General features: G+C 30.5%; 21 protein-coding genes. 20 read left to right on the top strand and 1 reads right to left on the bottom strand.

All coding sequences use genetic code 11. From position 1 onward, the window contains the following. Window positions 1-16 precede the first annotated feature (16 nt). From PF572_04985 to PF572_04965, 5 genes are all read left to right on the top strand, one after another. Window positions 17-856 carry an SUMF1/EgtB/PvdO family nonheme iron enzyme gene (locus PF572_04985; protein ID MDA3840420.1) on the top strand — a complete coding sequence of 280 codons (840 nt, stop codon included), beginning with the start codon at window positions 17-19 and terminating at the stop codon, window positions 854-856. Between the two features lie 145 nt (window positions 857-1,001). Further along, window positions 1,002-1,418, top strand: a complete 417-nt coding sequence (locus tag PF572_04980) for a hypothetical protein (protein ID MDA3840419.1) — start codon at window positions 1,002-1,004, stop codon at window positions 1,416-1,418. Window positions 1,419-1,440: 22 nt separating this feature from the next. Further along, window positions 1,441-3,213: a dockerin type I repeat-containing protein gene (locus PF572_04975; GenBank protein MDA3840418.1), complete on the top strand. Its 1,773-nt coding sequence runs from the start codon at window positions 1,441-1,443 to the stop codon at window positions 3,211-3,213. 299 nt (window positions 3,214-3,512) lie between these two features. Beyond that, window positions 3,513-3,950 (top strand): Hsp20/alpha crystallin family protein, encoded by a 438-nt coding sequence (locus PF572_04970; GenBank protein ID MDA3840417.1) that lies wholly within the window; start codon window positions 3,513-3,515, stop codon window positions 3,948-3,950. A 12-nt stretch (window positions 3,951-3,962) separates the two neighbouring features. After that, window positions 3,963-5,723 (top strand): cohesin domain-containing protein, encoded by a 1,761-nt coding sequence (locus PF572_04965; protein ID MDA3840416.1) that lies wholly within the window; start codon window positions 3,963-3,965, stop codon window positions 5,721-5,723. A 151-nt stretch (window positions 5,724-5,874) separates the two neighbouring features. On the opposite strand, the gene PF572_04960 is transcribed toward PF572_04965, so the two are convergent. After that, a complete protein-coding gene (locus PF572_04960) occupies window positions 5,875-6,147 on the bottom strand; it encodes a hypothetical protein (protein MDA3840415.1) in 273 nt (90 codons plus the stop codon). Between the two features lie 153 nt (window positions 6,148-6,300). Here PF572_04960 and PF572_04955 point away from each other — a divergent pair, with 153 nt between their 5' ends. The 15 genes from PF572_04955 to PF572_04885 all read left to right on the top strand — a co-directional run bounded on the left by PF572_04955 (window position 6,301) and on the right by PF572_04885 (window position 24,068). Next, complete coding sequence (locus PF572_04955; protein ID MDA3840414.1) at window positions 6,301-6,972, top strand: response regulator transcription factor; 672 nt, start codon at window positions 6,301-6,303, stop codon at window positions 6,970-6,972. 178 nt (window positions 6,973-7,150) lie between these two features. Beyond that, window positions 7,151-8,401, top strand: a complete 1,251-nt coding sequence (locus tag PF572_04950; protein ID MDA3840413.1) for a methyltransferase domain-containing protein — start codon at window positions 7,151-7,153, stop codon at window positions 8,399-8,401. Further along, entirely contained in the window at window positions 8,398-10,530 is a 2,133-nt protein-coding gene (locus tag PF572_04945) for an ATP-binding protein (GenBank protein ID MDA3840412.1), read from the top strand. Before PF572_04950 ends, PF572_04945 begins: the two co-directional genes overlap by 4 nt. 133 nt (window positions 10,531-10,663) lie before the next feature. Then, complete coding sequence (locus PF572_04940) at window positions 10,664-11,935, top strand: PAS domain-containing protein (GenBank protein ID MDA3840411.1); 1,272 nt, start codon at window positions 10,664-10,666, stop codon at window positions 11,933-11,935. Between the two features lie 6 nt (window positions 11,936-11,941). After that, window positions 11,942-15,694 (top strand): ATP-binding protein, encoded by a 3,753-nt coding sequence (locus PF572_04935; GenBank protein ID MDA3840410.1) that lies wholly within the window; start codon window positions 11,942-11,944, stop codon window positions 15,692-15,694. Between the two features lie 72 nt (window positions 15,695-15,766). Continuing rightward, window positions 15,767-16,147 (top strand): response regulator, encoded by a 381-nt coding sequence (locus PF572_04930; protein ID MDA3840409.1) that lies wholly within the window; start codon window positions 15,767-15,769, stop codon window positions 16,145-16,147. A 15-nt stretch (window positions 16,148-16,162) separates the two neighbouring features. Beyond that, window positions 16,163-16,561 (top strand): response regulator, encoded by a 399-nt coding sequence (locus PF572_04925; protein ID MDA3840408.1) that lies wholly within the window; start codon window positions 16,163-16,165, stop codon window positions 16,559-16,561. A 10-nt stretch (window positions 16,562-16,571) separates the two neighbouring features. Continuing rightward, complete coding sequence (locus PF572_04920) at window positions 16,572-18,254, top strand: GspE/PulE family protein (protein ID MDA3840407.1); 1,683 nt, start codon at window positions 16,572-16,574, stop codon at window positions 18,252-18,254. Between the two features lie 3 nt (window positions 18,255-18,257). After that, window positions 18,258-19,337: a type II secretion system F family protein gene (locus PF572_04915; GenBank protein ID MDA3840406.1), complete on the top strand. Its 1,080-nt coding sequence runs from the start codon at window positions 18,258-18,260 to the stop codon at window positions 19,335-19,337. Between the two features lie 4 nt (window positions 19,338-19,341). Further along, on the top strand, window positions 19,342-19,815 hold the full coding sequence (locus tag PF572_04910; GenBank protein MDA3840405.1) for a type II secretion system protein: 474 nt from the start codon (window positions 19,342-19,344) through the stop codon (window positions 19,813-19,815). Next, window positions 19,812-20,771: a hypothetical protein gene (locus PF572_04905; GenBank protein MDA3840404.1), complete on the top strand. Its 960-nt coding sequence runs from the start codon at window positions 19,812-19,814 to the stop codon at window positions 20,769-20,771. Before PF572_04910 ends, PF572_04905 begins: the two co-directional genes overlap by 4 nt. Then, entirely contained in the window at window positions 20,772-21,272 is a 501-nt protein-coding gene (locus PF572_04900) for a prepilin-type N-terminal cleavage/methylation domain-containing protein (GenBank protein MDA3840403.1), read from the top strand. Window positions 21,273-21,274: 2 nt separating this feature from the next. Beyond that, complete coding sequence (locus PF572_04895; protein ID MDA3840402.1) at window positions 21,275-21,652, top strand: hypothetical protein; 378 nt, start codon at window positions 21,275-21,277, stop codon at window positions 21,650-21,652. Next, window positions 21,653-23,488: an SH3 domain-containing protein gene (locus PF572_04890; protein MDA3840401.1), complete on the top strand. Its 1,836-nt coding sequence runs from the start codon at window positions 21,653-21,655 to the stop codon at window positions 23,486-23,488. Between the two features lie 58 nt (window positions 23,489-23,546). After that, a complete protein-coding gene (locus tag PF572_04885) occupies window positions 23,547-24,068 on the top strand; it encodes a type II secretion system protein (GenBank protein MDA3840400.1) in 522 nt (173 codons plus the stop codon). Window positions 24,069-24,140: the final 72 nt, after the last annotated feature.

Below are 24,140 nucleotides of genomic sequence, written 5' to 3'. Positions count from 1 at the left end.
AAAATAGACAAAAGAGATGTCGCAAACAATAGATTTAACAAAAAAGAAAAAGAGCTTTATTGGGAAAAGAGAAATTATTATTTCTGTTTTAGCGGTTGTTTTAGCGACCGCTGGGATTAAAGCAAGCGATTCACTTTTGGGTGGTGAGAAAGAATCTTCTCTTTGTCCTTCTGATATGGCCTATATCCCTTCCTCTGGTGGTGGTTTTTGTATTGATAAATATGAAGCATCAGCTGGAAATGGTTGTCCAAACAAAGATACTGGTAGTCAAAGAGATTCTAGACTTAATATGACAAATGCTGATTGTAAACCAGCCTCAGCTGAAGGAGCTATCCCTTGGGTTTATATTTCTCAAACCCAAGCCAGAGAGGCTTGCGCACGTGCCGGGAAAAGACTTCCTTCTAATAAAGAATGGCTAAGCGCTTCACTGGGGACACCAGATAAGAATTCATTGTGGCTAACTAGCGATTGCCAGGTAGCGGAAAACTGGAAGAACCAACCAGGGCTTACTGGTAGTGGTGAGACTTGTGTTTCTTCTTTTGGTGCTTTTGATATGATCGGGAATGTTTGGGAGTGGACAGACGAAACGATAAGTGACGGAAAATTGAATGGTGAAATACTCCCTAGTCAAGGTTTTGTATATGAAGCTAATGCTGATGGAATAGCAATTGAAATTAGTGATAGCCCTAGTGATAATTATAAAAATGATTATTTCTGGATTAAAAACACTGGAGTGAGAGGAGTTGCTCGTGGTGGTTTTTATTCAAATGAAGAAGAGGCAGGAGTATATTCTGCATATTTGGTTTCCCAGCCTTCCTATATTGGTATTGGTGTTGGATTTAGATGCGTGAAGTAAATAGATAAAAAACTCTAAACTCTAATAACTAAATCCTAAATAAATACAAAAAATTAAATTTAAAATTCAAAACAGCTTTAGAAATTTGGGTTTTAAAAATTAGAATTTGTTTAGAATTTAGTGGTTAGAATTTAAATTAAAATTTGTGTTAAAAAAAACTGTAAAACATATTCATAAATTTAGAATATTATTATTTTCTTTTATATTATTTTCGTTTTTGCATACTGTCGGTGTTAGTCCAATTGATTATACAAAATATTTGGGAGCAAATTTCTCCCGAGCGGTTGGGATAGGCTCTTCAGCTTCTGTCCCTCCAAACCCGATGAATACACTGGCCCTTCAATTGAAGGACAAGGAAGATTGGCTAAACACCAGAGAGTCTCAATTAGACAAAAGAGAAACAGATTTGAAATCTGCAAGCTCAGTCCTACAAAATAAAGTAATCTGGGGGATGATAATAGGAATAGTTGTTTTATTTTTACTTATTTTGATTAACTTTGTTATGGATTGGCGGAGAAAAAAGAAGTCCAATACAATGCCGAGACAACACGTCAGTAATTAGGAAATTAAATATTTTTTACAGAGTGAATAAATTGTATAGGAAAATTAAAATTATTTTATTGCTATCAGTGATGGTTTTTTCTGTTGCTCCTAAAATTGAAGCAAAAAATTTAACACAAATTAGTGACTATATTACTACTTCTCGTCCAGGATATCAAGCAAATCATACAATAAAATTTAGGACAACAGAAGCTATTCCGCCAAGTGGGAAAATAAAAATTTCTCCAGAAGATAACTTTTTTTTAATCCCAGTTGCTCTTGATTATACTGATATTGATTTAGCAACTTCAACAGATAGAGATACTGGGTATGTTGAAAGAAATTTGTTTTCTTTTCCTATTTTTACCGCTGATGGAGTTTCAATAACAGGGTCAGCAACTACCTCCGCGATTGAAATAACCCTTCGAAATAATTTAGGTATTCCAGCCGGAGCTTATGTTCAAATAAAAATTGGTGACATTGCTGTCCATGAAGAATTTGGAGATACATATATTATCAATCCAGGAGATGCAGGCTCCTATGGACTTGAGGTTGAAACTTTTGATAGCTCTAATAATCTTCTAGATAGAGCAGAACCAATGGTAGCAATAGTAGAGGCTGTAACAGTTTCATCGTATATGCCAAAAATAAGATCACGTGGTTCTCCTTCGGGAACACTTGCTTTTGGAACTGTTTCAACCATTATGTCTTTAGTAAGCAATTATAGTGCTGATTGTCGTTATTCGACAGCTTCAAATACTCCCTTTACTTCAATGACAGATGATTTTGGATATACTGGGAACTATTTTCATTCAGAAACTCTAACAGCCCTTACTGGTGGTTTTCATGCATATTATATACGATGTCGAGATCAATATGCTGTTGATGATATTGATGACTATGTAATTCTTTTTTATGTTGAATCAGTTGAGGGGGAAGTTGGAACAGGGGATAGTGATTCTACATCTACAGAGGATGGCATTGGAGATGAACTTGTTGATGATGGCGGAACTGATGGTGGCGGCGGAGGAGGAACAGGCGTCACTTCTGGTACACTTGATCCATATGATGTCCCTCTAGCTGACCCGGCAGTTGAGTTTTCAGGCTTTGCATACCCAGGCAGCAGAGTTTATCTGCTAGTCGATGGAGTAGCCAGTCAAAATGTTTTAGCAAATAGTGTTGGGGTTTTTAGTCTTGGGATAGATGAGCTTCCTCGTGGAGTTTATACTTTTGGCATTTGGGCAGCTGATCGTGAAGGAAAAAATTCATTAACTTATAACACAACCTTTTATGTTGAAGAGGGGACCAAATCAGCTGTTTCAGATATTTTCATATCACCAACCCTCAATACAAGTATTATGGAAGTTGACCCAGGGAATTCAATGGCATTGCACGGCTATGGGGCGGCCAGCACTTTTACAGAAGTATGGTTTTATCCCTATCTCGAAAGAGCTCTCAGAGAAGAGGAAATTATAAAACAACAAGCAGATGTTGATTCTCTGGGTCTTTGGAATATTATCTTAAATACGGACGAAGCATTTGGCGGGCAATATAGATTAAAAGCCAGATCATACAAGGAGGGTTTAGGCTATTCGGAATTCTCGGGCATAATAAATATTGGAGTAGGTGAACAGGTAGAAGAACAAACAACTGAGTGTGCCAACGGAGATCTTAATGGCGATGGGAAGGTAAACATTACCGATTTTTCTATTATGCTTTATTGGTGGAATACAGACAATGCATGCGCAGATCAAAATGATTCAGGGAATGTTGATTTGACCGATTTTTCTATTATGATGTTTTATTGGACAGGATAGGGAACAAATCCTAAGCACTAAATTTTAAATTCTAAACAAACTAAAATTTTCAAAATAATAAATTCAAAACAGTTTTAAAAATTTGGATAAATTTTTTAGATTGTGTTATAATATAGAAAATAATTATTATAATGCGAATTACAAAATAGCTTACTACTGCAATCTTTATTTTTCGGTAAATTTCTACAAAAATATTTTCGACTTAGCGATGCTAAATCTCAAAAATTATTGAAAAAATTTTCTCAAAAAATAAAAATTTCGTTAAGCAATCTATTTTGTAACTCACATTAAAGGAGAATATGGGCTTTCTAGATAAAATTAAAGACAAAATAGAATCAGACGAGCACACGAAGAAAGAAGAACCAAAAAAAGAAAAAAAACCTCAAGGGTTTATGCAGCTTGATGTAGATATTTTTCAAACAAAGGAAGAAATTTACATTATTGCTTTGGTAGCAGGGATTAATGTTCAAACTCTTGATATTTCCATCGAGAATGAGAATGATGTCTTAACGCTAAAGGGAAAAAGGATGTTGCCCTTGATTGATGTAGAAGAAGACGCTAAGAATTACTTAAGACAAGAATGTTCTTGGGGTTCGTTTTACAGACAAATCATTCTACCACAAGAAGTTGATGTTTCTAAAATTGATGCTAAGGTTAAAAATGGAATTTTGGTTTTGAAATTGCCTTTTCTAAGATTACAAAAAGGTAAAATGAAAATAGAAATTCAAAAAGTTTAAAAGTTTTAAAATATGAGGAGGATAAAATTTTTATTTATATTAATAGCATTTTTTGTTATTAATTTATTACCACTTTTTAGTGCCACTGTTAATGCTGCGGGGGCAACTTTGTTTTTGTCTCCATCTAGTGGTGAATACACTCAGGGTGGGACAATAACTGCAAAAGTAATGGTTAATAGCGGAGGAAGTCCTGGTATTAATGCCTCAGAGGGAAGTTTAAAATTTGATCCAGAATATTTAAGTGTTTCTAGACTTTCTGATTCTGGAACTATTTTTAAATTATGGGTAACTGACCCAACTTATTCAAATTCAGCTGGTACTATTTCATACGGGGGAGGTTTGCCAGGTGCCTATACAGGCAATGCTGGTTTAATTTTTTCTATTGTTTTCAATGTTAAAAAAGCAGGCAATACTTCGGTTACTTTTTCTTCTGGATCTGTTTTAGCCCAAGATGGAAAAGGCACGGACGTTGTCGAGGGTTATGGTAATGCTACCTATGTTTTGATAGAGCCAAAAGAAGAAGAGCCAAAACCTGAACCAACTAAACCTGAACCAGAAGAAAAAGAAGTTGTTCGTGGAATATTGCCTCCAAAACCAGAAATTAACTCAAAGACGCACAAAGAAGATGATGTGTGGTATTCAAATAATGATCCTGAATTTTCATGGAAAATGCTAGCTGAGCTGACCGGGGTAAGTATATCCATAACAGACGAAGCCGAATCTGACCCAGGACCAATTCCTGATGGAATTATCGAAACTAAAAAGTTTGATGATGTTGAGGATGGAGAATGGTATATACACGTTAAATATCAGAATAAAGCAGGATGGGGAATGGTTGCTCACAAAAAGTTCTTAGTTGATACAAAATCACCTATTTTAAATGGTGTTAGAGTTGATAATGATGGAGATGACAACAATCCCTCACCAGAACTTGTTTTTAATGCTAGCGATGAAACTTCAGGAATAGCTTATTACGAACTTGTTAAAGGAGACGAAGTTAAGACTCTTGAAACGGGAATGATTTCAAATGGAAGGTATAAGATGGACAGGGTCGATCCAGGTGAACACAATATCCAATTGATAATTTATGACAATGCTCAGAATATTGCTTCTTCTTCTATTGACTTTTTTGTTGAACCATTGAAATCACCTATAATTTCAGACATCCCAAATATAATAAAAACAAATGAAGAGTTGGTTATACGAGGAAAATCATTTTATCCATCTGTAAATATAAATATAAGTATAGGGACATCTGATAAAGACATTAAAGTATTTACAACCAGAACAGATGAAGAGGGTAATTGGTCATATTTTCATAAAGAAAAATTAGAAAAAGGAAATTACGAAATTCAGGCTTGGATTGTTGATGATAGAGGGGCCCAAAGTTTCAAAACATCCAAACACATTTTGGTAGTAATAGCTCCAAGCATAATAGAATCTTATGGTTTAGTGATTATTTTAATCTTACTTTTAATAATACTAGGATTAATAACATATATTTGGTTTATTAAACACAAGTTTGGAGAAGAAAGAATAAGAATAGCCCGAGAAACAGATGAAGCAAAATTAAAATTAGGAGAAATATTTACTGCCCTACGTGAGGAAGTTGAAGAACTAATGGAATTAGCTGATAAAAAAACAGGTCTTTCTGAGTCAGAGAAAAGAGTAAAGGATAAGCTACAAGATGCTCTAGATATTTCAGAAGAGTTTATTGGAAAAGAAATTGAGGATGTAAATAAAGAGATTTATTTAAAAAGGAAAACAAAATAAAGAACTCACCACATTATTTAAAAAGCAACGTTACTTTTTAAATTCGAGAAAACAACATAGAAAATTCTTGCAAAAAAAGAAAACGTTTCTAATTGAAACGTTTTCTTTTTTCTCCCTAGATTTTTAGTATTAAAACTAAATTATATGAAGACTATTTCTTTTTTTTCTTAACTACTCTTTTCTTTGGAGCAGCTTTTTTAACAGTTTTCTTCTTTGCTGGTTTTTTAGCTACTTTCTTTTTTGGAGCAGCTTTTTTCTTTGGAGCAGCTTTTTTTACCACTTTCTTTTTTGGAGCAGCTTTTTTAACTACTTTCTTAACCACCTTCTTTTTTGGAGCAGCTTTTTTAACTACTTTTTTAACCACCTTTTTGTTCGCTGGTTTTTTAGCTACTTTCTTTTTTACTGCTTTTTTCTTTGTTGCCATATTATCACCTCCTCTCTTCTTAAAATATTTTAAAATAAAATTATATTTTAATTATAACAAATAAAAAAATATTACACAATGAATTTTTAGCATTTTTATTATTTTTTATTTGTGCTACAATTAATTTATAACATTAATAATAATTTTAATTTTATGAAAGTATTAGTTGTTGAAGATGAAAAACAAATTTCTAATTTTATCAAAAAAAGTTTGGAGAAAGAACATTTTATAGTTGATGTAGCGATGAATGGAGAGGATGGTTCTTTCAAGGCACGTACGAATAATTATGATATTATTCTACTTGACAATGTTATGCCAAAAAAACCTGGTCAACAAGTTTGTCGTGAAATTAGAAATGATGGTAGGAGTGTTCCTATACTAATGGTCTCTGTAAATTCTGAAACGACCACAAAAGTAGATTTACTAAACTCGGGTGCAGATGATTATCTCACAAAACCATTTGAAGTTAGCGAACTTTTAGCCAGAATTAATGCACTACTACGAAGGCCAGAAAAAGTTGAAAATGAAATTATTAATATCGATGACTTAACTATTGATATCGCAAGACATGAAGTTTCTCGTGGAGATAAAAAAATAACCTTAACCAAAAAAGAATATATGCTTTTAAAATACCTAGTAAAGAATGCAGGAATAGTCTTGTCTCGCAATATGCTTCTTGAAAATGTTTGGGATATGAGTGTTGATTATTTTTCAAACACAATTGAATCACACATTGCTAGTTTGAGAAAAAAAATTGATGTAAAAGGTAAAAAGAAATTAATATATACAGTGGCAGGTATTGGGTATAAGATTGATTTGAAATAAAAGTATAATTGTTCTAAAAAAGAAGGTAAAACACCTTCTTTTTTTATTTTAAAAAAATTTAGATTTATTTTATCTTCATGTTGTATAATTAAAAGCAACATGGTTCTTTTTAAAAGCTATTGTTTCATAAAGGAGAAAAAACAATAGCATTATAAACCCACTTCACAAGGAGAGAAATATGATGAGAAAAATACTATGGGAAGTTTATGCGTTATTTTACGACTCTATTTTGTTTTTGTTACCTTACCAATCAATGCTTGAAAAAATATCAAGTATGGTTGATTGCAATCAAAAAAGAATTGTTGATTTTGGTTGTGGAACTGGCAATTTGGCGAGAGTGATTAAAAAGAATCATAAAAAACCATATGATTTTTTAGGAATTGACAATTCAAGGGTCATGCTTCTGTTTGCAAAAATAAAAAATTCGTTTAATCCATTCTCCAGGTTTGCTTTGGATGATTTAAATCACAATATTTTTGTAAAAGATTCTTCTCTTGATCTAGTGTATTGTATAAATGTGTTATATACTTTAAATGACTCTGAAATCTTTTTAAAGAATATTTACAAAAAATTACGCCTAGGTGGGGATTTGATTTTGGTAAATCCAAAAAAGAACCCGAGCATTATTGATGTTTTAAAAGAAAATTTTTCAATGTTAAAAAAAAAGAATATGAAGGATAAGATTAATTTTTATTTTTCTTTTCTTTGGTTCTTGCCACCTTTTTTGTTTGTGTTATTTTTTAATTTTTTTGTTATTAAATATTTAGGTAGAAATCAGATATATCATTTTTTTAATAAAGAAGAATTAACTGAAATGCTTGAAAAATTTGGTTTTAGAGTAATTATGAGCGAAGAAGTTTATGGTGATAGCGATATCTTGATAAGAGCGATAAAAGTGTTGGTTGTAGAGTGTGACAATGAGTTTTTTTATGTCAGTAAGGCAGTTACAGAAGAGGACTTGGTGGCGTCGTATTCTTTGCGTTTTGATGTATATTGTAATGACATAAATTCTCTTAATTCTTGCGATTATCCCAATAGGCAAGAAATTGATTATTATGATGATTTTTCAACAACCTTTATAATGCTAAGCTCAGATGGTATAATTGGAACTGTAAGATTAATAAAAGATACACCTAGAGGATTCTTAATGGAAGAAGAATTTGACTTATTGGGGAATATAGATAGAAGTAAAATTCTAGAGGCCTCAAGGGTCGCTATAAAAGGTAAATATCGAGGTTCAAAATTTTTTCTATTACTTTGCTCGGCTGCAAAAATTTGGAGCAAGGAAAATGGATATACTTATTGGTGTTTGGCCTGTCAAGAAGAACTTGTCAATTTACTCTTAATTGATAATTGGAAAATATCAATTTTAGGTTCGGTTAAAAATTATCACAATACATTATCAATTCCTCTACTTAGAAAAATATGAATAGCCTTTATTTAAATATTATTTTACTTTTGCAATTAACGGTTTTTGTAGTAAATTCATTAATGGCCTTAATCGTATGGTTTAGAAGCTCAAAACCGTTTTTGAAATTTTTATATTCATCTTTTTCTTTGTCTTTGGCCTTTTGGAATCTTTCATTGTTTTTAACTATTCTAGGTGTCTGGCCTCAAATAATCTGGAGTAGATTGGCATTTTCTTTTGGCGTCGTTATGGCTACGGCGCTTTTTTATTTTTCTATTTCATTCCCAGCAGGAAAAAGGATAAAAAAGTTTTGGGAATATCCGCTTGTTTTTTTCTCCACCACTTTATTTTTACTTACCCTAACAAGTAAAATGGTAAAGACAGTAGAAGTTGGGAATGGTTTTATTGGCGGAGAACTCGGACCGGTTATTGGGTTGTTTACAGTCTATGTAATTCTTATGTTTTCCCTTACTCTAGGAGCTATAAGCTTCAAATTTATTAAATCCGAGGGGGTTTTAAGAAAACAGATTTTTTATATAATGTTGGGGCAGTGGATATTTATTGTAACATTTTTAACAACAAATTTATTTTTACCAGTATTTTTTGGAATATTTAATTTTAATAATTTAGGACCAATATTTTCATTCGTTATGGTATTTTTGATTGCATACTCAATTATTAAGCATAATTTATTAGATGTTAAATTAGTAATTCAAAAAAGTTTAAACTACTCAATTATATTGAGTGTCATAATTTCTTTTTATTTATCATTAATTTTCGTATTAAATATATTTTTAGAATCAAACCCTAATACAAAATCTATTATCGCTACAATCTTTACAATTGTTTTAGGGATTTATGGCGTTCCTTATCTCGAGAAGTTTTTTAAAAGGGCCACAGATAAATTCTTTTATAAAGATTCTTACGATCTTCCAACTGCCATGAATGAATTAAGTGAAGTTTTAAATAAAAATATTAAGCTCGATACTTTAATAGAGGAATTTTTAGAAAAACTAAAAGGCATATTAAAGGTTGAAAATGTAATATTATTATCAACTGATAATAATATTGACTTAGCTGAAGTTATTGATATGAGAAACAAGGAAAATTTTAAATGTCTCAATAGCGTGGATTCTTTACTGGTGAGTATTTGGGAAATAAAAGAGATTAAAGAGACCAAGGGTTTGGATTTTGAAATGAGAGGTTCTTGTAATATTTTATTAAAAATTGCTGAAAAAAATAAAATTGAATTCTTTTTAAAAATAAAAATAAATAAAAAAATATTAGGTTATTTTTTACTTGGAAATAAAAAATCAGGTGATTCTTATAATAGTGAAGATAAGACTCTTCTAAAAGCTATCTCATTGCAAGCTGCTGTTGCTATGGAAAAGGCTAAACTATATAAACAAGTTCAAGATTATTCAAAAAACTTAGAAGAAAAAGTTAGTTTAAGAACTGCAAAAATCGAAGGACTTCAAAAAGAGCAAAAACAAATGATGTTAGAAATTGCTCATCGTCTGCAAACCCCTCTAACGGTCTTGAAGGGTGACCTCGATATAGTGAGAAAAGAGACAGGAGATGAAAAAAGCTTGAAAAAGTTTGAAAATTCCATCAACAAATTATCAAAGTTTATTTATGATATTTTGAAGTTAGCTAGATTGGATAATAACAGTGAAACCCTGAAGATGCAAAAATTAAATTTGACTAAGATGGTTGAGGAATTGGGAGAATATTTTAATGTTGTTATGAATGAAAAGGAAATTAAGTTTAATGTTTCAGTAGATCCTAGAATAAATATAAGCGCCAATAGCGATAAAATTGAAGAATTAATTACGAATTTGGTAAGTAATTCAGCAAAATATATTGGAATAAAGAAAAAGAAAAAAATTGAAATAAAATTAAAAAGAATAAATTCTAAAAAAGCTGTTTTAGAAGTATCTGACAATGGGGTTGGAATAGAAAGTGAAGATCAATCCAAAGTATTTACAAGATTTTATAGACCTAGAAATTCAAACAATACAGACATTGAAGGGACTGGACTTGGATTGGTTATTGCAAAAAAAATAGCAGATGTGTATGGAATAAAAATAAAATTAGAAAGTAAAATTGGAGTAGGAACTAGTGTTTTTTTAGAATTTAGAATACTTTGATATTTTTGTTAATTAATACCCATCTATGTTATAATAGTTATATAAGATAAACAAAGTATGAAGGAGGAATTAAAAATACACCAAAAACAAGAAAGTTATTTTTTGGGCTTTTTTATTTATTTTATAAGTAATTATGATTAAAAAAAATAGCAAAAATAACAGGAATGAGCTAAGAAAAGATAATCTTCCAGAGTTTAAAAAACTTTTTGAATTTTTCCCATATCCATTTTATATAATAAACGTCGATGATTATAGTATTTCTTTTACTAATGTTAAAATTAAGAAAAACATCAATAAAAATAGTCTGTTTTGTCATGAGTTATCTCATGGTTCAAAAAAACCTTGCTCAGAGCTTGATCATGTATGCCCCGTAAGAGAAGTAAAAAAAACGAAAAAACTAGTTGTTCTTGAACACTTACATAAGGACAAAAACGGGAAAGATATTAATGTTAGATTGATGGCTTACCCTATTTTTAATAAAGCGAAAAAGCTAACTAAAATTGTCGAATATCATATTGATATAACAGAAGAAAAAAATGATAAAATGTTATTAAGTGAGAGTGAGACAATCTTATCTTCTATGGTTAATTCGGTGCAAGATGTTATTTTTACAAAAGATAAAAATTTAAAATACACACGCATAAATACGGTTGCGGAAAAGTATTTTAAAAAAGAAAATTCAAAGTTAATTGGGAAAGATGATTCTAGTATTTATTCAAAGAGTGAAATAAGTAAAATTAAAGATCTTGACAATAGAGTATTATTAGGAGAGACAATAAAAGAAGATGTTGTAAAAAAAATTAATGAAGAAGAAAGAATTTTTCAAAAAACAAAAACTCCACTTATTGATAAAAAGGGTGAGATAATTGGAATATGTGGAATAGCTCACGATATAACAGACTCCAGAAAAAGAGAGACAGAATTGGTTAATATTAATAGATTGAATAAAGATATTTTAGAAAATTCTCCCGTAGGAATGTTTGTTATTAATAAAGAGGGGAGAGCTATCTATGTTAATCAAAAAATGATTGAGATGTCCGGGAGAACATTTGATAATTTTGTTAGTATAAATTTTTTAAAACACGCACCATATGAAAATATTGGGCTTTTAGATAAAATAAAGAGCTGTTTTGATGGGAATAAGTTTAGAATGGAGGCAATAAAATATACTTCTGTTATTGGGAAAAAAGAGACAATGAGAAATTTTATTGGGCTGCCAGTGGGAGAGGTAGATTCTCCGAGTGTTTTAATAATCGTTGAAGATATCACTGAAATGGAAAGAAAGAAAGAAGATTTAGAAAAAAGAAATAATGAGCTAGAAGTATTTAATAACATTGCAGTCAACAGAGAATTAAGAATGATAGACTTGAAGAATGAAATTAAAAAATTAAAAAAAACTGAATAAGAAAATATGTTTGATTTATATTTCCAAATTGATATTGATTTTTTGAAGATAATTTATGTTTTGTCTTTTTTTGTTTCTTCAACAATTTTTGGTTTTGTTTTTCTTAAAAGAAAGCAGAATAAAAATAAGATTTTCGCTATTTTATCATTTTGGTTGTTTATGTATGGAATTAAAGAATTTTCTTTTGTCTTTTTACAGACAAACGAATTAATTTTTTCATATATAAAACAAATATTAGCAGTCGCTTCTTGTTTCCTTATTTTTTATTTATTTTTTGAAAATTTAAAAAAAATTTCAAATTTTTATAATCTTGAAAAAAGAAAAGTAATATTTATCAAATTTCTTCTTCTCTTGTTGTTTTTTGTTTCACTTTTTTATCATAAAGAGTTAGTTCCACTTTTCGTTTTCAGCGTCGGATTGCTAGGGGCATATTATTTCTACCTAGATTGCAAAGAAAATGATGATAAAAATCACGGGCTAAGTTTAAATAATCTTTTAGCAGTTATTTTTATAATAACTTTATCGTTTTTGTTTTTTGGAAGAAATACGGCCTTGTTTGAAAATCAATATTATCAGTATGTATATTTCGGTTTTAGCTCTATTCTGTTTTATTTAACTTCCTTTTTGTTAATAAATAATTTTATAAAGGATGTTTCCTTTAAAGATGGGGGTCCTTTTTGGTCGTCAACCAGAAAAACTTTTTTTATTTTTTTTATAATTTTTATTGGAGGTATTATTTTTTTGAACTCATATATTATTGACTCAAAAAATAAGTATCGCAACAAACTTCTTGTATATAGAGAGGCTGAGGTTGATGCTGGAGTGGCTAATTTTAATAACCATAGTAATGCATATAGTAGTTTTTCTCGGATATTTGCTCAAAATAGACTATTAAAAGATTTTTTGTCTTCTTATTATTCTGCTACTAGTTCTTCTCTTCTTGTTGAGAATGAGGCAAATAATATTAATAGTCCACTATATAAAGACGTTGATGACTACATAAAGGCTTCTGGGATTGATATCCTTTATATTATGGACTTTGATGGCAATGCAATTGTTAGCTCTAATAGGAACAGTGACGTTAGCTTTTTAGGAAAAAATTATTCTTTTAGACCTTATTTTCAAGAAGCAATAAAAGGAGCTGATTCAGTTTATTTTGCAAAAGGAATTACTTCTGGGGCAAAGGGGGCTTATTTTGCTTCGCCAATTTTATTGAACAATAAAATAATCGCAGTGGTGGTTGCAAAAACGTCACCAGCTATTTTTGATGATTTTTTTGCATCAAAAAGTGACTTATTTTTATTGTCTCCAGAAGGAGTAATTTTTGCCTCTACCCAAAAAGAGATAGAAGATAAATCATTATTTGACGACACATGCAGGGAGTCTGTTAATGAAGATGATTGTATTTATAAGGAGGACGAAATTCCTTCCCTCGCTTTTGAATTGAAAAACAATAATCTCTATAGTGGTGTGGACGGATATTATTTCTTGAAATTTAAAAGCATAAACGTCCCTGGATGGAATGTTGGTGTTATAGAAGAATATTCATCCGTAGAGAAAATTATTTTTGATATAGCCATCACTTCCTATATCATAACTCTTTTTTTCATGCTTCTTTTTTACCTGATATCAAATTATTTTATTGATAATTTATTGGTCCGTCTTGCAGAAAAAAAATATAAAGATATTTTTAAAAATACGAACGATTATATTTTTACTTTAGACGAAAAAGGAAGAATTGAATTCTCAAATGAAGCATTTAAAAAAAGATTTGGAAAGAATGATGGGTTTTACATAAAAGACATAATGAATGATAAAAGTTATATTCAGTATCAGGGAAATATTGCAGGGATAGGTAAAAATGTTTTCAATATTAAAATTGAGTTAGAATTATTTGATTTAAGCAAAAAAAAGGTCTATTTACAAGGAGAATTTAGTATAGAAAATAGAAATACCAATCAATTCTTTTTGCATGGAATTTTTAGAGATGTGAGCGAAGAAAGAATATTAAAAAATGAGTTAAGTGGGAAAAATAGTGAACTAAAATCTTTGCTTGACAAAGCAGAAGATGATAAAAAGAATCAAGAGATTCAAAGACTTGCTACCCTAAATATTCTTGAAGATGTATCAGAGACACAGGAACAATTAGAAAAATATAATGAAGATCTTAAAAAAAGAGGTAAGGAGCTAGGATCCTTAGCCATACTTAGTAGCGAATTTGCGAGTGTGTTTGAGACTGAAACTCTTGTTCTTAAAGTGAAAAGCTATTTAATGGAAAACACCAAAACTGAGGCTATTACTTTTTTTCTAAAGCTTAACGATTTCAGAGAAGATGTATTTTATCGTTCATATCAAAAAAATAAGTTTTCATTTAATTTAGATAATGAAATTATTAAAAAAATATCAAAAAATATTAATAATATTGATTTTTTATCTCTAGAAAAAAATAATGCCAAAGTTCAAAAATATAAAACTTCGAAAAACGCACATGAAAAATATTCTTTTAAAATTGAATCTGAATTGTTTTTAGATTTGAAAGTTGGTAAAAAGAAACTAGGTTTTATTCATCTGTGCTCCAAGGAGAAAAATGCTTTTCCCGATGATATAAGATCTTATCTAGATACACTTACTTCTAATTTTTCCATTGCTCTTGCTAATGCCCAGCTACTAAATAAAACTCAACAGTCAAAAACAGAATCTTTGGTAAGAAGTCTTAGTAATGGTATTTTAATGTTTGATTTAAATTTTAATTTGAGTTTAATAAACCCCGCAGGTGAAAACTTTTGTGGAATATCTTCTGATGGAAAGGGATTGGAAGATTTTTTCACTAAAACTGAGTCTTATGAAATAAAAGAATATGTAAAAAAAGCACTCGGAAAAGGCAAGTTAACCAAAATAGAAGAATTGATTTTAGAAAAAAATAAGACAGAATATATTTATCAAGTCTTGATTACACCTATTCACGATTATAAAAATAAAATCATCGGTTCAGCAATTATTATGCAAGATGTAACCCATCTTAAATATATAGATAAAATGAAAACAGAGTTTGTTTCTGTGGCTTCACATCAATTAAGGACTCCTTTAACAGCGATTAAGTTATTTACAGAAATGTTAATAAATGAACAGGTGGGGAAAATGTCTAAAGAACAAAAAGAATATCTTTCAAATGTATATGATTCAACAGAGCGAATGGTGGGACTGGTTAACGACCTCTTGAATGTTACAAGGATAGAGTCTGGCAGGTTAATGATAAATCCAGAGCCTGTTGATTTGGATAAATTTTTAATTTCTTTGTTGGCAGAAGCGAAACCTTTGGCAGCGATTAAAAAGGTAAAAATAAATTATAGAGCAAAAAAGAACTTAGCACTTATCCCCCTAGACAAGGGTCTTGTTAGGCAAGTTTATCATAATTTACTAACAAACGCGATAAGATATACAAAAAATGGCGGGAAAGTTACGGTTCTAGTAAAAGAAAATAAAGATAATTTTATTGTCACGGTTAGTGATTCTGGGATAGGAATTCCTAAAAAGGTGCAAAATAGAATTTTTGAAAAATTTTTTAGGGCAGACAATGCTGTTAAGGTTGCAACAGAAGGGACAGGGCTTGGTCTTTATGTATCCAAAATGATAATAGAGTCATCTGGGGGGAAAATTTGGTTTAAATCAATAAAGGGTAAAGGAACAACTTTTTTTGTTTCATTGCCAAAGAAAGGAATGAAGAAAAAAGAAGGAGAGCGTGGCTTGTCTATTTCATAAATTGCAAATTAATAAATACATAGAATAATGCTATAATAAAATAAAACTAATAAAATTGTATAATAAATAAATATGAAGGAAATTAAAAAACAGATAGTACTCTTAGCTGAAGATGATAAATTTATTTCTCTTGCCTATAAGGATGGATTAGCAAGGGCTGGTTATGAAGTTATTCATGCTGAAAATGGGAAAAAGGCACTAGATTTAGCTAAAAAAAATAAACCAAATATAATATTGCTTGATGTTATAATGCCCGAGATGAATGGTTTTGAGGTTTTAACAGCCTTAAAAAAGGAAAAGTTATTAAAAAAAATACCAGTTGTAATATTGTCCAACCTTGGACAAGAATCAGATATTTTGAAGGGACAAGAGCTTGGAGCAACTGATTATATGATTAAATCAAATTATTCATTAGGAGAGGTAGTGGATAAAATCAAGAAAATTCTTGACTAACAATTCATTACAATTATGAAAAATTTAAAAAAAATCGAAAAAAACTCTCCTACACTTGTTCTTGTTGTAGAAGATTCTTTATTATTGTCGCAAGCCCTGAAGTTCGGATTGAAGAAAGCTGGTTTTGAGGTTCTTATGGCCCTTGACGGCGATGAAGGAATAAAATTAATGAAAAAGAACATTCCAGATATAGTTCTCCTTGATATAATGATGCCAAAGATAAACGGAGTAGAGGTCTTGAAAAAAACCAAAGACTTTAAAAATAAAAATAAAATAAAAATAATTATGCTTACCAATTTTTCAGCAGAAGAAAATATTGAAGAATGTATGTCCCTAGGAGCCGATGATTATTTAATAAAAGCGAACTTTACAATAGCTGATATCGTGAAAAAAATTAGGAAGACTGTTAAATAATTTTCTTTATATGATAAGTGAAATAAAATTAAGAGAAATTCTTGTTGAACCAGGCTATATTAGTGAAGATGATTATTCGAGAGCAAAAAAAAAATTAGGAGAAGATAGTGAAAAAATTTGTCATTATTTAATCGATAAGGATTTAATTAAAGATGAAGAAATTGGATTATTGATAGCGCAGAAAATGGGCTATTCTTTTGTTAATTTAAGGAAGGAAAAGATTGATATTGACACTCTGGGGCTACTTGAGGAGCCAGTGGCCAGAAAAATGGGAGTAATTTTATTTTCTAAAAGTGGAAATAAAATATCGGCAGGCCTTCTGGAGCCTAGTGACATTGAAACTATTCATAATTTAGAAAGATTTTTAGATAAGAAGATAGTTCCTTTTTATATAAGTAGGAGAGATTTTGAAGGCAGTTTAGTTTTATATAAAAAGGATATAAAGACTTCATTTGATGAGCTTTTTAATAATTTAGATAAAGATAAAAAGAGTGGAGAAATATCACAAACCAATACAATAATAATCGAAACACTTTTGGAGTACGCATATTTTTCTAAGGCCTCAGATTTACATATAGAACCCTATAAAGAGAAGGTTGCTATTCGTTTTAGGATAGATGGTGTGATGCATGAAATAGTTGAGCTACCAAAAAAATATCTTGATTCAATAATAAGTCGTATAAAAATATTATCAAAGTTAAGGACAGATGAGCATTTTGCAGCCCAAGATGGAAGTTTTCAATTTAACATTAACAGAGAGACAGTTGATTTGAGGGTTTCTATTATTCCGATTACTTCCGGTGAAAAAGTGGTTATGAGACTTCTTGCTTCTGGAAATAGGCAAAAAAAATTATCAAGTCTTGGATTCTCAAAAAGAGATTTAGCAATAATAGACAATAATTTAAAAAGTCCACATGGCTTAATAATGGTTACAGGCCCTACAGGATCAGGTAAAACAACAACTATCTATGAATTGCTTAAAGTTCTGAACACCGAAGAAGTAAATATCTCAACAATTGAAGACCCAGTGGAATATGATATTGAGAGAGTAAATCAAATTCAGGTCAACAAAAAAACTAATCTTGGTTTTGCTTCCGGTCTAAGAGCAATAGTTAGACAAGACCCCGATATTATAATGGTTGGTGAAATTAGAGACGCAGAAACAGCAGAAATTGCTATTAATTCTGCCATGACTGGTCATTTGGTTCTGTCTACCATGCATGCCAATGATGCTGCAACGACCTTGCCTCGTCTTGATGATATGAAAGTTGAGACATTTTTAATAGCTTCTACTGTTAACATCATTATTGGGCAAAGACTTGTTAGGAAATTATGTGAGAAGTGTCGAGTTTCATATTCTCTGGGTAAAGAAGAAGAAAAAATATTTAAATCAGATAAATCATTACTCAAGGCAATGGACTTAAAAGGGAAAAAACTTTCTTCTCTTATTTTTTACAAAGGGAGCGGCTGTAAACTTTGCACTAACACAGGTTATAAAGGCAGGATAGGTATTTTTGAAATACTTGAAATAACAGATGAAATTAGGGAGTTGATAATAAATAAAGCATCTAGCGATGAAATAAAAGAATTAGCTCGAAAACAAGGAATGAAGACTATGATGGAAGACGGAATAGAAAAAGTATTAAATGGGGAAACAAGCTTAGGTGAAATTTTGAGAGTTGCTAAAGATTAAATTATGAACACAAGAGGAGGAAACAAAAAAATAAAATATTTTGGAAGACTTAACTTGTCTGATAAGTCTTTTTTTGTGAGTAATCTTTCTATGATGTTGCGCTCAGGCCTCTCTATTGTAGAAAGTTTAGACGTAATTGGCGATCAATCTAGGGGACTTTTAAAAATTATTAATCAAGATATCTCAGATTCTGTTTCCGCTGGGAACAGTCTGGCTGAATCTTTTACTAGACACCCAAAAATATTTTCCAATTTATTTATTTCTATAGTTAGGGCAGGAGAATTATCTGGGAGTCTGGAGGAAAATCTTTCTAATTTGGGTATTCAGCTAGAAAAAGAAAAAGAGCTAAGTGACAAGATTAAAAATGCCATGGTCTATCCTGGAGTTGTCCTGGCCATGAGCTTTATTTTGGGAATCGGTTTATCCATTTTTGTTTTACCGAAAATAACACCAATTTTTGAAGGATTAAGAGTTGATTTGCCTGCATCAACTAGGTTTTTGATAAGTTTTTCAAATTATGTTGAAAATAATATTATATTATTTCTAATTCAAACTTTTGGCTCTCTTGTTTTTTTGACATGGCTACTCAGACAAAAGTTTATTAAACCAATTAGTCATTTACTTGTTTTATATACCCCTCTAGTAAAAAATATTTCTCATTATTCTAATATTGCCAGATTTTCAAGAACTCTAAGTTCTCTATTGAAGAGCGGTATATCTATTGACGAGGCACTTCTTGTAACAAGTGAGACTCTAAATAATATTTATTATAAAAATTATTTAAAAGAAATTTCTTTAAAAGTATCTGGCGGAAATAAACTATCAGAGGCTATGGCTGAGTATGAAAAATATTTTTCAAAATTGAGTCTTTCTATGATTAGGGTAGCAGAGAAGGCTGGTAGTCTTGAAGAAACTCTTGAAAAACTCGCCCAGATAAATGAAGCAAAACTAGACCAAGCAACTAAAAGAATCTCTGTTTTAATAGAACCTTTTTTGCTTATCTTTGTAGGACTTATCGTCGGCTGGTTGGCTATATCAATAATAAGCCCTATATATCAAATAACCGGATCAGTTTACAAATAGTCATATGTTTATTTCTTCTAGAAAAATTAGAAAAGGCGGGTTTACTTTAATTGAACTTTTGATTGTTATTGCAATTATTGGTAGTTTGGGCCTAGTTTCCTTTCCTGTTTATTCTCATTTTTCAAACAAGACCTATTCACGCAGTAGCATGCTTGAAATTGAAAATTTACTTAAAAGAACCAGACAGAAAAGTTTTTCTTCTCTTAATGATTCTTCTTTTGGGGCATATCTGGATGTAGTTGCTAACAAATTTGTTTTTTATAAAGGTAATTCTTTCCAGACCAGGGTTTTGAATGAAGATTTTGAAATTAGCTTCAATAGTTCCCTGGAACTTGTTTCTCCTGCAGAAAACACTGATATAAATTTTTTGCTTGGCTCGGGTACTCCCGACAATGAAGTGGTGTTCTTGTTTTCACCGGAAGGGGCGAATGAAAAAAGTATAAGAATAAATAAATTTGGAGCGATATTTATTGAATGATGAATAAAAAAATTAGTAAATTTAGTGGTTTTATTTTGATTGAAGTTCTTATTTCAGTCGCAATTTTTGTTATTTTTGCTTCTGCTCTTGTCTCTATGATTCTGGGAAGTATCTCAGTTTTACAAAAAGGGGCAGATTATTCATTTGCTAGCAATTTGAGTCAAGAAGGGTTAGAAGCGACAAGAGGCATAAGGGGTAATGCTTGGAATGAACTTAGGTTTATGAAAAGCGCTCTTGTTTTTGAGAATGGATGGTCTTTGGCTGGAGAAGGAACAGGGGAGGGATTAGAAAAATTTATTAGATATATTGATTTTAGCCCTATATATAGAGATCAGTTGGGGAATATTGTAGATTCTCTGGATGCTAACGCAATCCTAGATATTAATTCTCTTGCCCTTGATTCAATAGTCTCCTGGCAAGACAATCTCAAGACATTGTCAGTTAACAATAGTGTTATTTTTACTAACTGGCAATCAAAAATATGGGAGCAAGATTCATGGTTGGGAAATTCAGGACAAGAAATACTTCTTAATGGTGATGAATATTTTCAGTCGCTGAATATTCTAGCAGATAACTCTTTGAGTTTGGAAGAAATAAGCACTAGCACTTTTGCACTAGACGGAAGCCTTGAATCATCAGCCTTTGGAGCAGTCGACTTAGGAATTTTTTCTAGTCTTTTGTGGGAGGAAAATATTCCTGAAACTTGTAATGATTGCAAGATAAGAGTGCAAATAAAAACTGCTAGTGATTCAGGAGGAACACCAGTTAATTGGTCAAATACTTGGTCTGGGCCAGAGGGAGAAGACGGAGATGAAAGTGATTATTTTGAGAATTCAGAAGGTGAGCTAATTAATATAAATCATAATGAAGATAAATGGATAAAATATAAAGTAATTATGGAAGGAGAGATATCTCAAACACCTTCTTTTGAAAAAATAAAAATATATTATAAATAAATGAATAGGGCTCCTAAAAACAACAAAGGGATTACATTGGTGGAAGTGATAGTATACATTGCTGTTTTTTCTGTTTCAATCACAGCCCTAGTGTCATATATTTTGATGATTAATGTAGTTAATATAAAAAATAATGTTATCTCTAACCTTGAGAATGAATCTAGGTTTATTTTTAGTGTTCTGGAAAAGAATATAATAAATTCAGAAAATATAATCTATCCTACTGAAAATATTGCAAGCTCTACTTTGATTCTTGATATGCCAGAAGCTAACCCTAATTTAAAGTTCTATATTGATAACAGGAAATTTTATGTTGAAGAAATTGGAGCTAGTTCATATGCTTTAACATCGGATAGAATAGACATAAATCAATTAGAATTTTTTGCGAGCGTTTCTGATAAAACAAACATAAAGATATCATTTACTCTCGAGGCCAGAAATGGAACCTCAAAAGAGTTTGAATATACAAAGAAATATTATAATTCATTTACCACTCGATAATTATGAATAAGAGGGGATTAAGCACAATATTTTTAGTAGTAATAATCTCGGTTACTTCTTTACTAATGGCAACAACTGCCAGTTTTCTGGCTCTTGGGGACCTCGAAATGTCAAGTGATTACATTGGGAGCAAAGAATCTTTGTATCTAGCAGATTCTTGTTTAGAAGATGTTTTAGGAAGGATCCAGGGTGATAACTCTCTCGAACTTGAAGACTTTTCTTTGTCCCTTAATGAAGGATTGTGTATAATAAATATAGACAATGTTTCTGGGTTAAAAATATTAAACATTAAAGCTAATATAAATAATTATTATAGAGAAATTGAAGTCCTTATATCATATACAGATGAGATAAAAATAATCTCATATAATCTTAAGTAAATGCAACTATTTGAAAAAAGAAAATTAGGAATTAATATAAGTGACAACTCGATTGAAATACTTGAGATGTCTTTTGCTGCTAGCCATGGTGTTGTTAGTAATTTTGCTAAAAGTAGAATCGAAAGCGGGATTGTTCAAAATGGAAACATTGTAGATAAGGTAAAGTTGAAAAAAATAATTGAAGGGCTATTAGGTGCTGGTATACATGGAAAGTTGAAAAAAGGAAATATAATTTTTGGAGTTCAAGAAGACAATTTGTATTCACATTTGTTAACCCTAGATTTAGAGAATAAAAATTCTGACAAGACAATTGCTGAAAAGCTAAGTAAAAAGTTACCAAAAAAAATTGAAAAATATCAAATATTATATAAGCACATACATGATATTGAAAATATTAAAGGTAGTAATAAAGGTGAAGTTTTAATTTATACTCTTGCCCTCGAGAAAACTTATGTCAATGATTGGGATATATTTTTTAAAAAGATGGGATATAATATTAGTTGTTTTGTACCAAAAGATATCGCTCTAAATCAAACTATAGAAAGAAATAATAACAACATATTAATACTCAGTATCGATTTTAGCGAAACTGGTATATCTGTTTTTTTAGAAAATCAGATTATTTACAGTTATAAAATTAATTTGGATTACGAATTGTTTAATGAACTAGATTTGGATACTTTTAATGACATTGATATCTTTGAAAAAAATGAAAAAAGTTCTTTACTTAGAAATTTTTTATACCCAATACTTAGTGAACTAGAGTCAAGTATTTTGTATATTAAGGAATTAACAGGGAGGGAAATAAAAGAAATATATTTGTTTGGAGAATTGACTGGCGTAAAGGGGATTGATAAGTATTTAAAAAAAGAAATAGACGATTTAGAGTTTAATTTTATTCTTCCCACTAAACAGTTAAAAGAATATAAAATAAAACCCCTGTATTGTTCTAGCCTAGCTCTTGCAAGAGGTGAATTTAATGGTCAAGACCTTTGTTTTAAGAAGAGAAGGATGACTCTTAATATAATTAATTTTTCTTTTTATAAAAATTTGGGTATTAAAAAATATATTTTTGTATACCTGCTTATAATTTTGTTGTCTTTTTTCATTCTGTCTTCATCGTATTATTTTTATTTTTCAAACAAAGAATCAGACAATATTGTTCAAATTGAGCCCCAAAAATATTTATATAAAACTACGTATTATTATGATGTTCATCTCGCTGCAGATGATATCTTAAGAGAAAATGAAATTGGAGGGAGATTATATAAAATGACTTTTGATATACCAAGCACAAAGGAGGATATTCTAAAAAAAGCGAAAGAGAATCTTTCTATAGAAAGCAAAGAGAATGAATTTTATTGGGAAGAACCCCTTGGCGATGTTCTAAATAATGAATCTTTGATTTTCCCCCTAGAAACAGATTGGTTTATTGGAGATAAAAACGATTTGAATGAAATTATCAAAAAGAAAATTTCAGACAAATTGAAAGGTTCGGTCGACTATGAAATGAATATAATAAAAGAAGATTTAATCGAAAGCACTGCTTTTCCAACACTCTATAAATCAAAAATTAAGGTAGAAATAAGCCACAATGATGATATTGAAATATATGAGCTTGAAGATGTTACAAAAAAAAGAGCCTTGATTATAAATACTAATGGCAAGCTAATTAATATTAGAAAAGGACCTGGAACAAACTTTTCAGTTGTAGCAAAAGCTGTTGAGGGAGAAACATATGATTTTATAAGAGAGCTTGACTCGTGGGCAAATTTAATTTTAGAAGATGGTAGTTTGGTTTGGATATCAGATTATTTTGTAAATATTATTGATTAATTTTAAAAAAGTGATAATTGTGTTAAAATTAGAGTAGTTTATTATAAATAATAAAAATATGGGAAAAGAGAAGTTTAAATTAAAAATTAAAAATGGTTTTACTTTAGTAGAGCTATTAATTGTAATCGCTGTTTTAGCAATTCTGGCAGGGATCGTAATGGTCGCCCTAAATCCAATGGCACGGTTTCAGGATTCAAGGAACGCTGTTCGCTCTTCCGATGTAAGTTCTTTACTCTCTGCTATTAAGTTGGATCAGGTTGACAATAAAGGTGATTATCACGCCAATATAATGGCAATGACTGATAATACTTATTATCAAGTAGGAGATGCGACAACGGGGTGTAATACAGCCTGTGCTAATCCTTCAGTCACTCTCCAGGATGCTTGTGTCGAATTATATGACTTAATAGATGAGGGTTATATAGCAGATGTTCCTGTTGATCCTGGTTCAGCTGATGCTTCCTTTGCGATGACTGGTTACTATTTATATAAATTTAATTCAGGTCAAATTTCAGTCGGATCATGTTATGAGGAACTCGGTTCTAATTCTGAAGTTCAAATGATTGAAGCAAGTAGATAGATATTGATAGTAAAAATTATAAAAATCTCCAAACCTCATGATTGGAGATTTTTTGTTTTCTTAAATAATAAT

This window comes from Patescibacteria group bacterium (genome assembly GCA_027858235.1).
GTDB lineage: Bacteria > Patescibacteriota > Patescibacteriia > Patescibacteriales > BM507 > BM507.
Note: the sequence above shows the minus strand (reverse complement) of the source record. Positions and strands in the feature narration are given on the sequence as shown.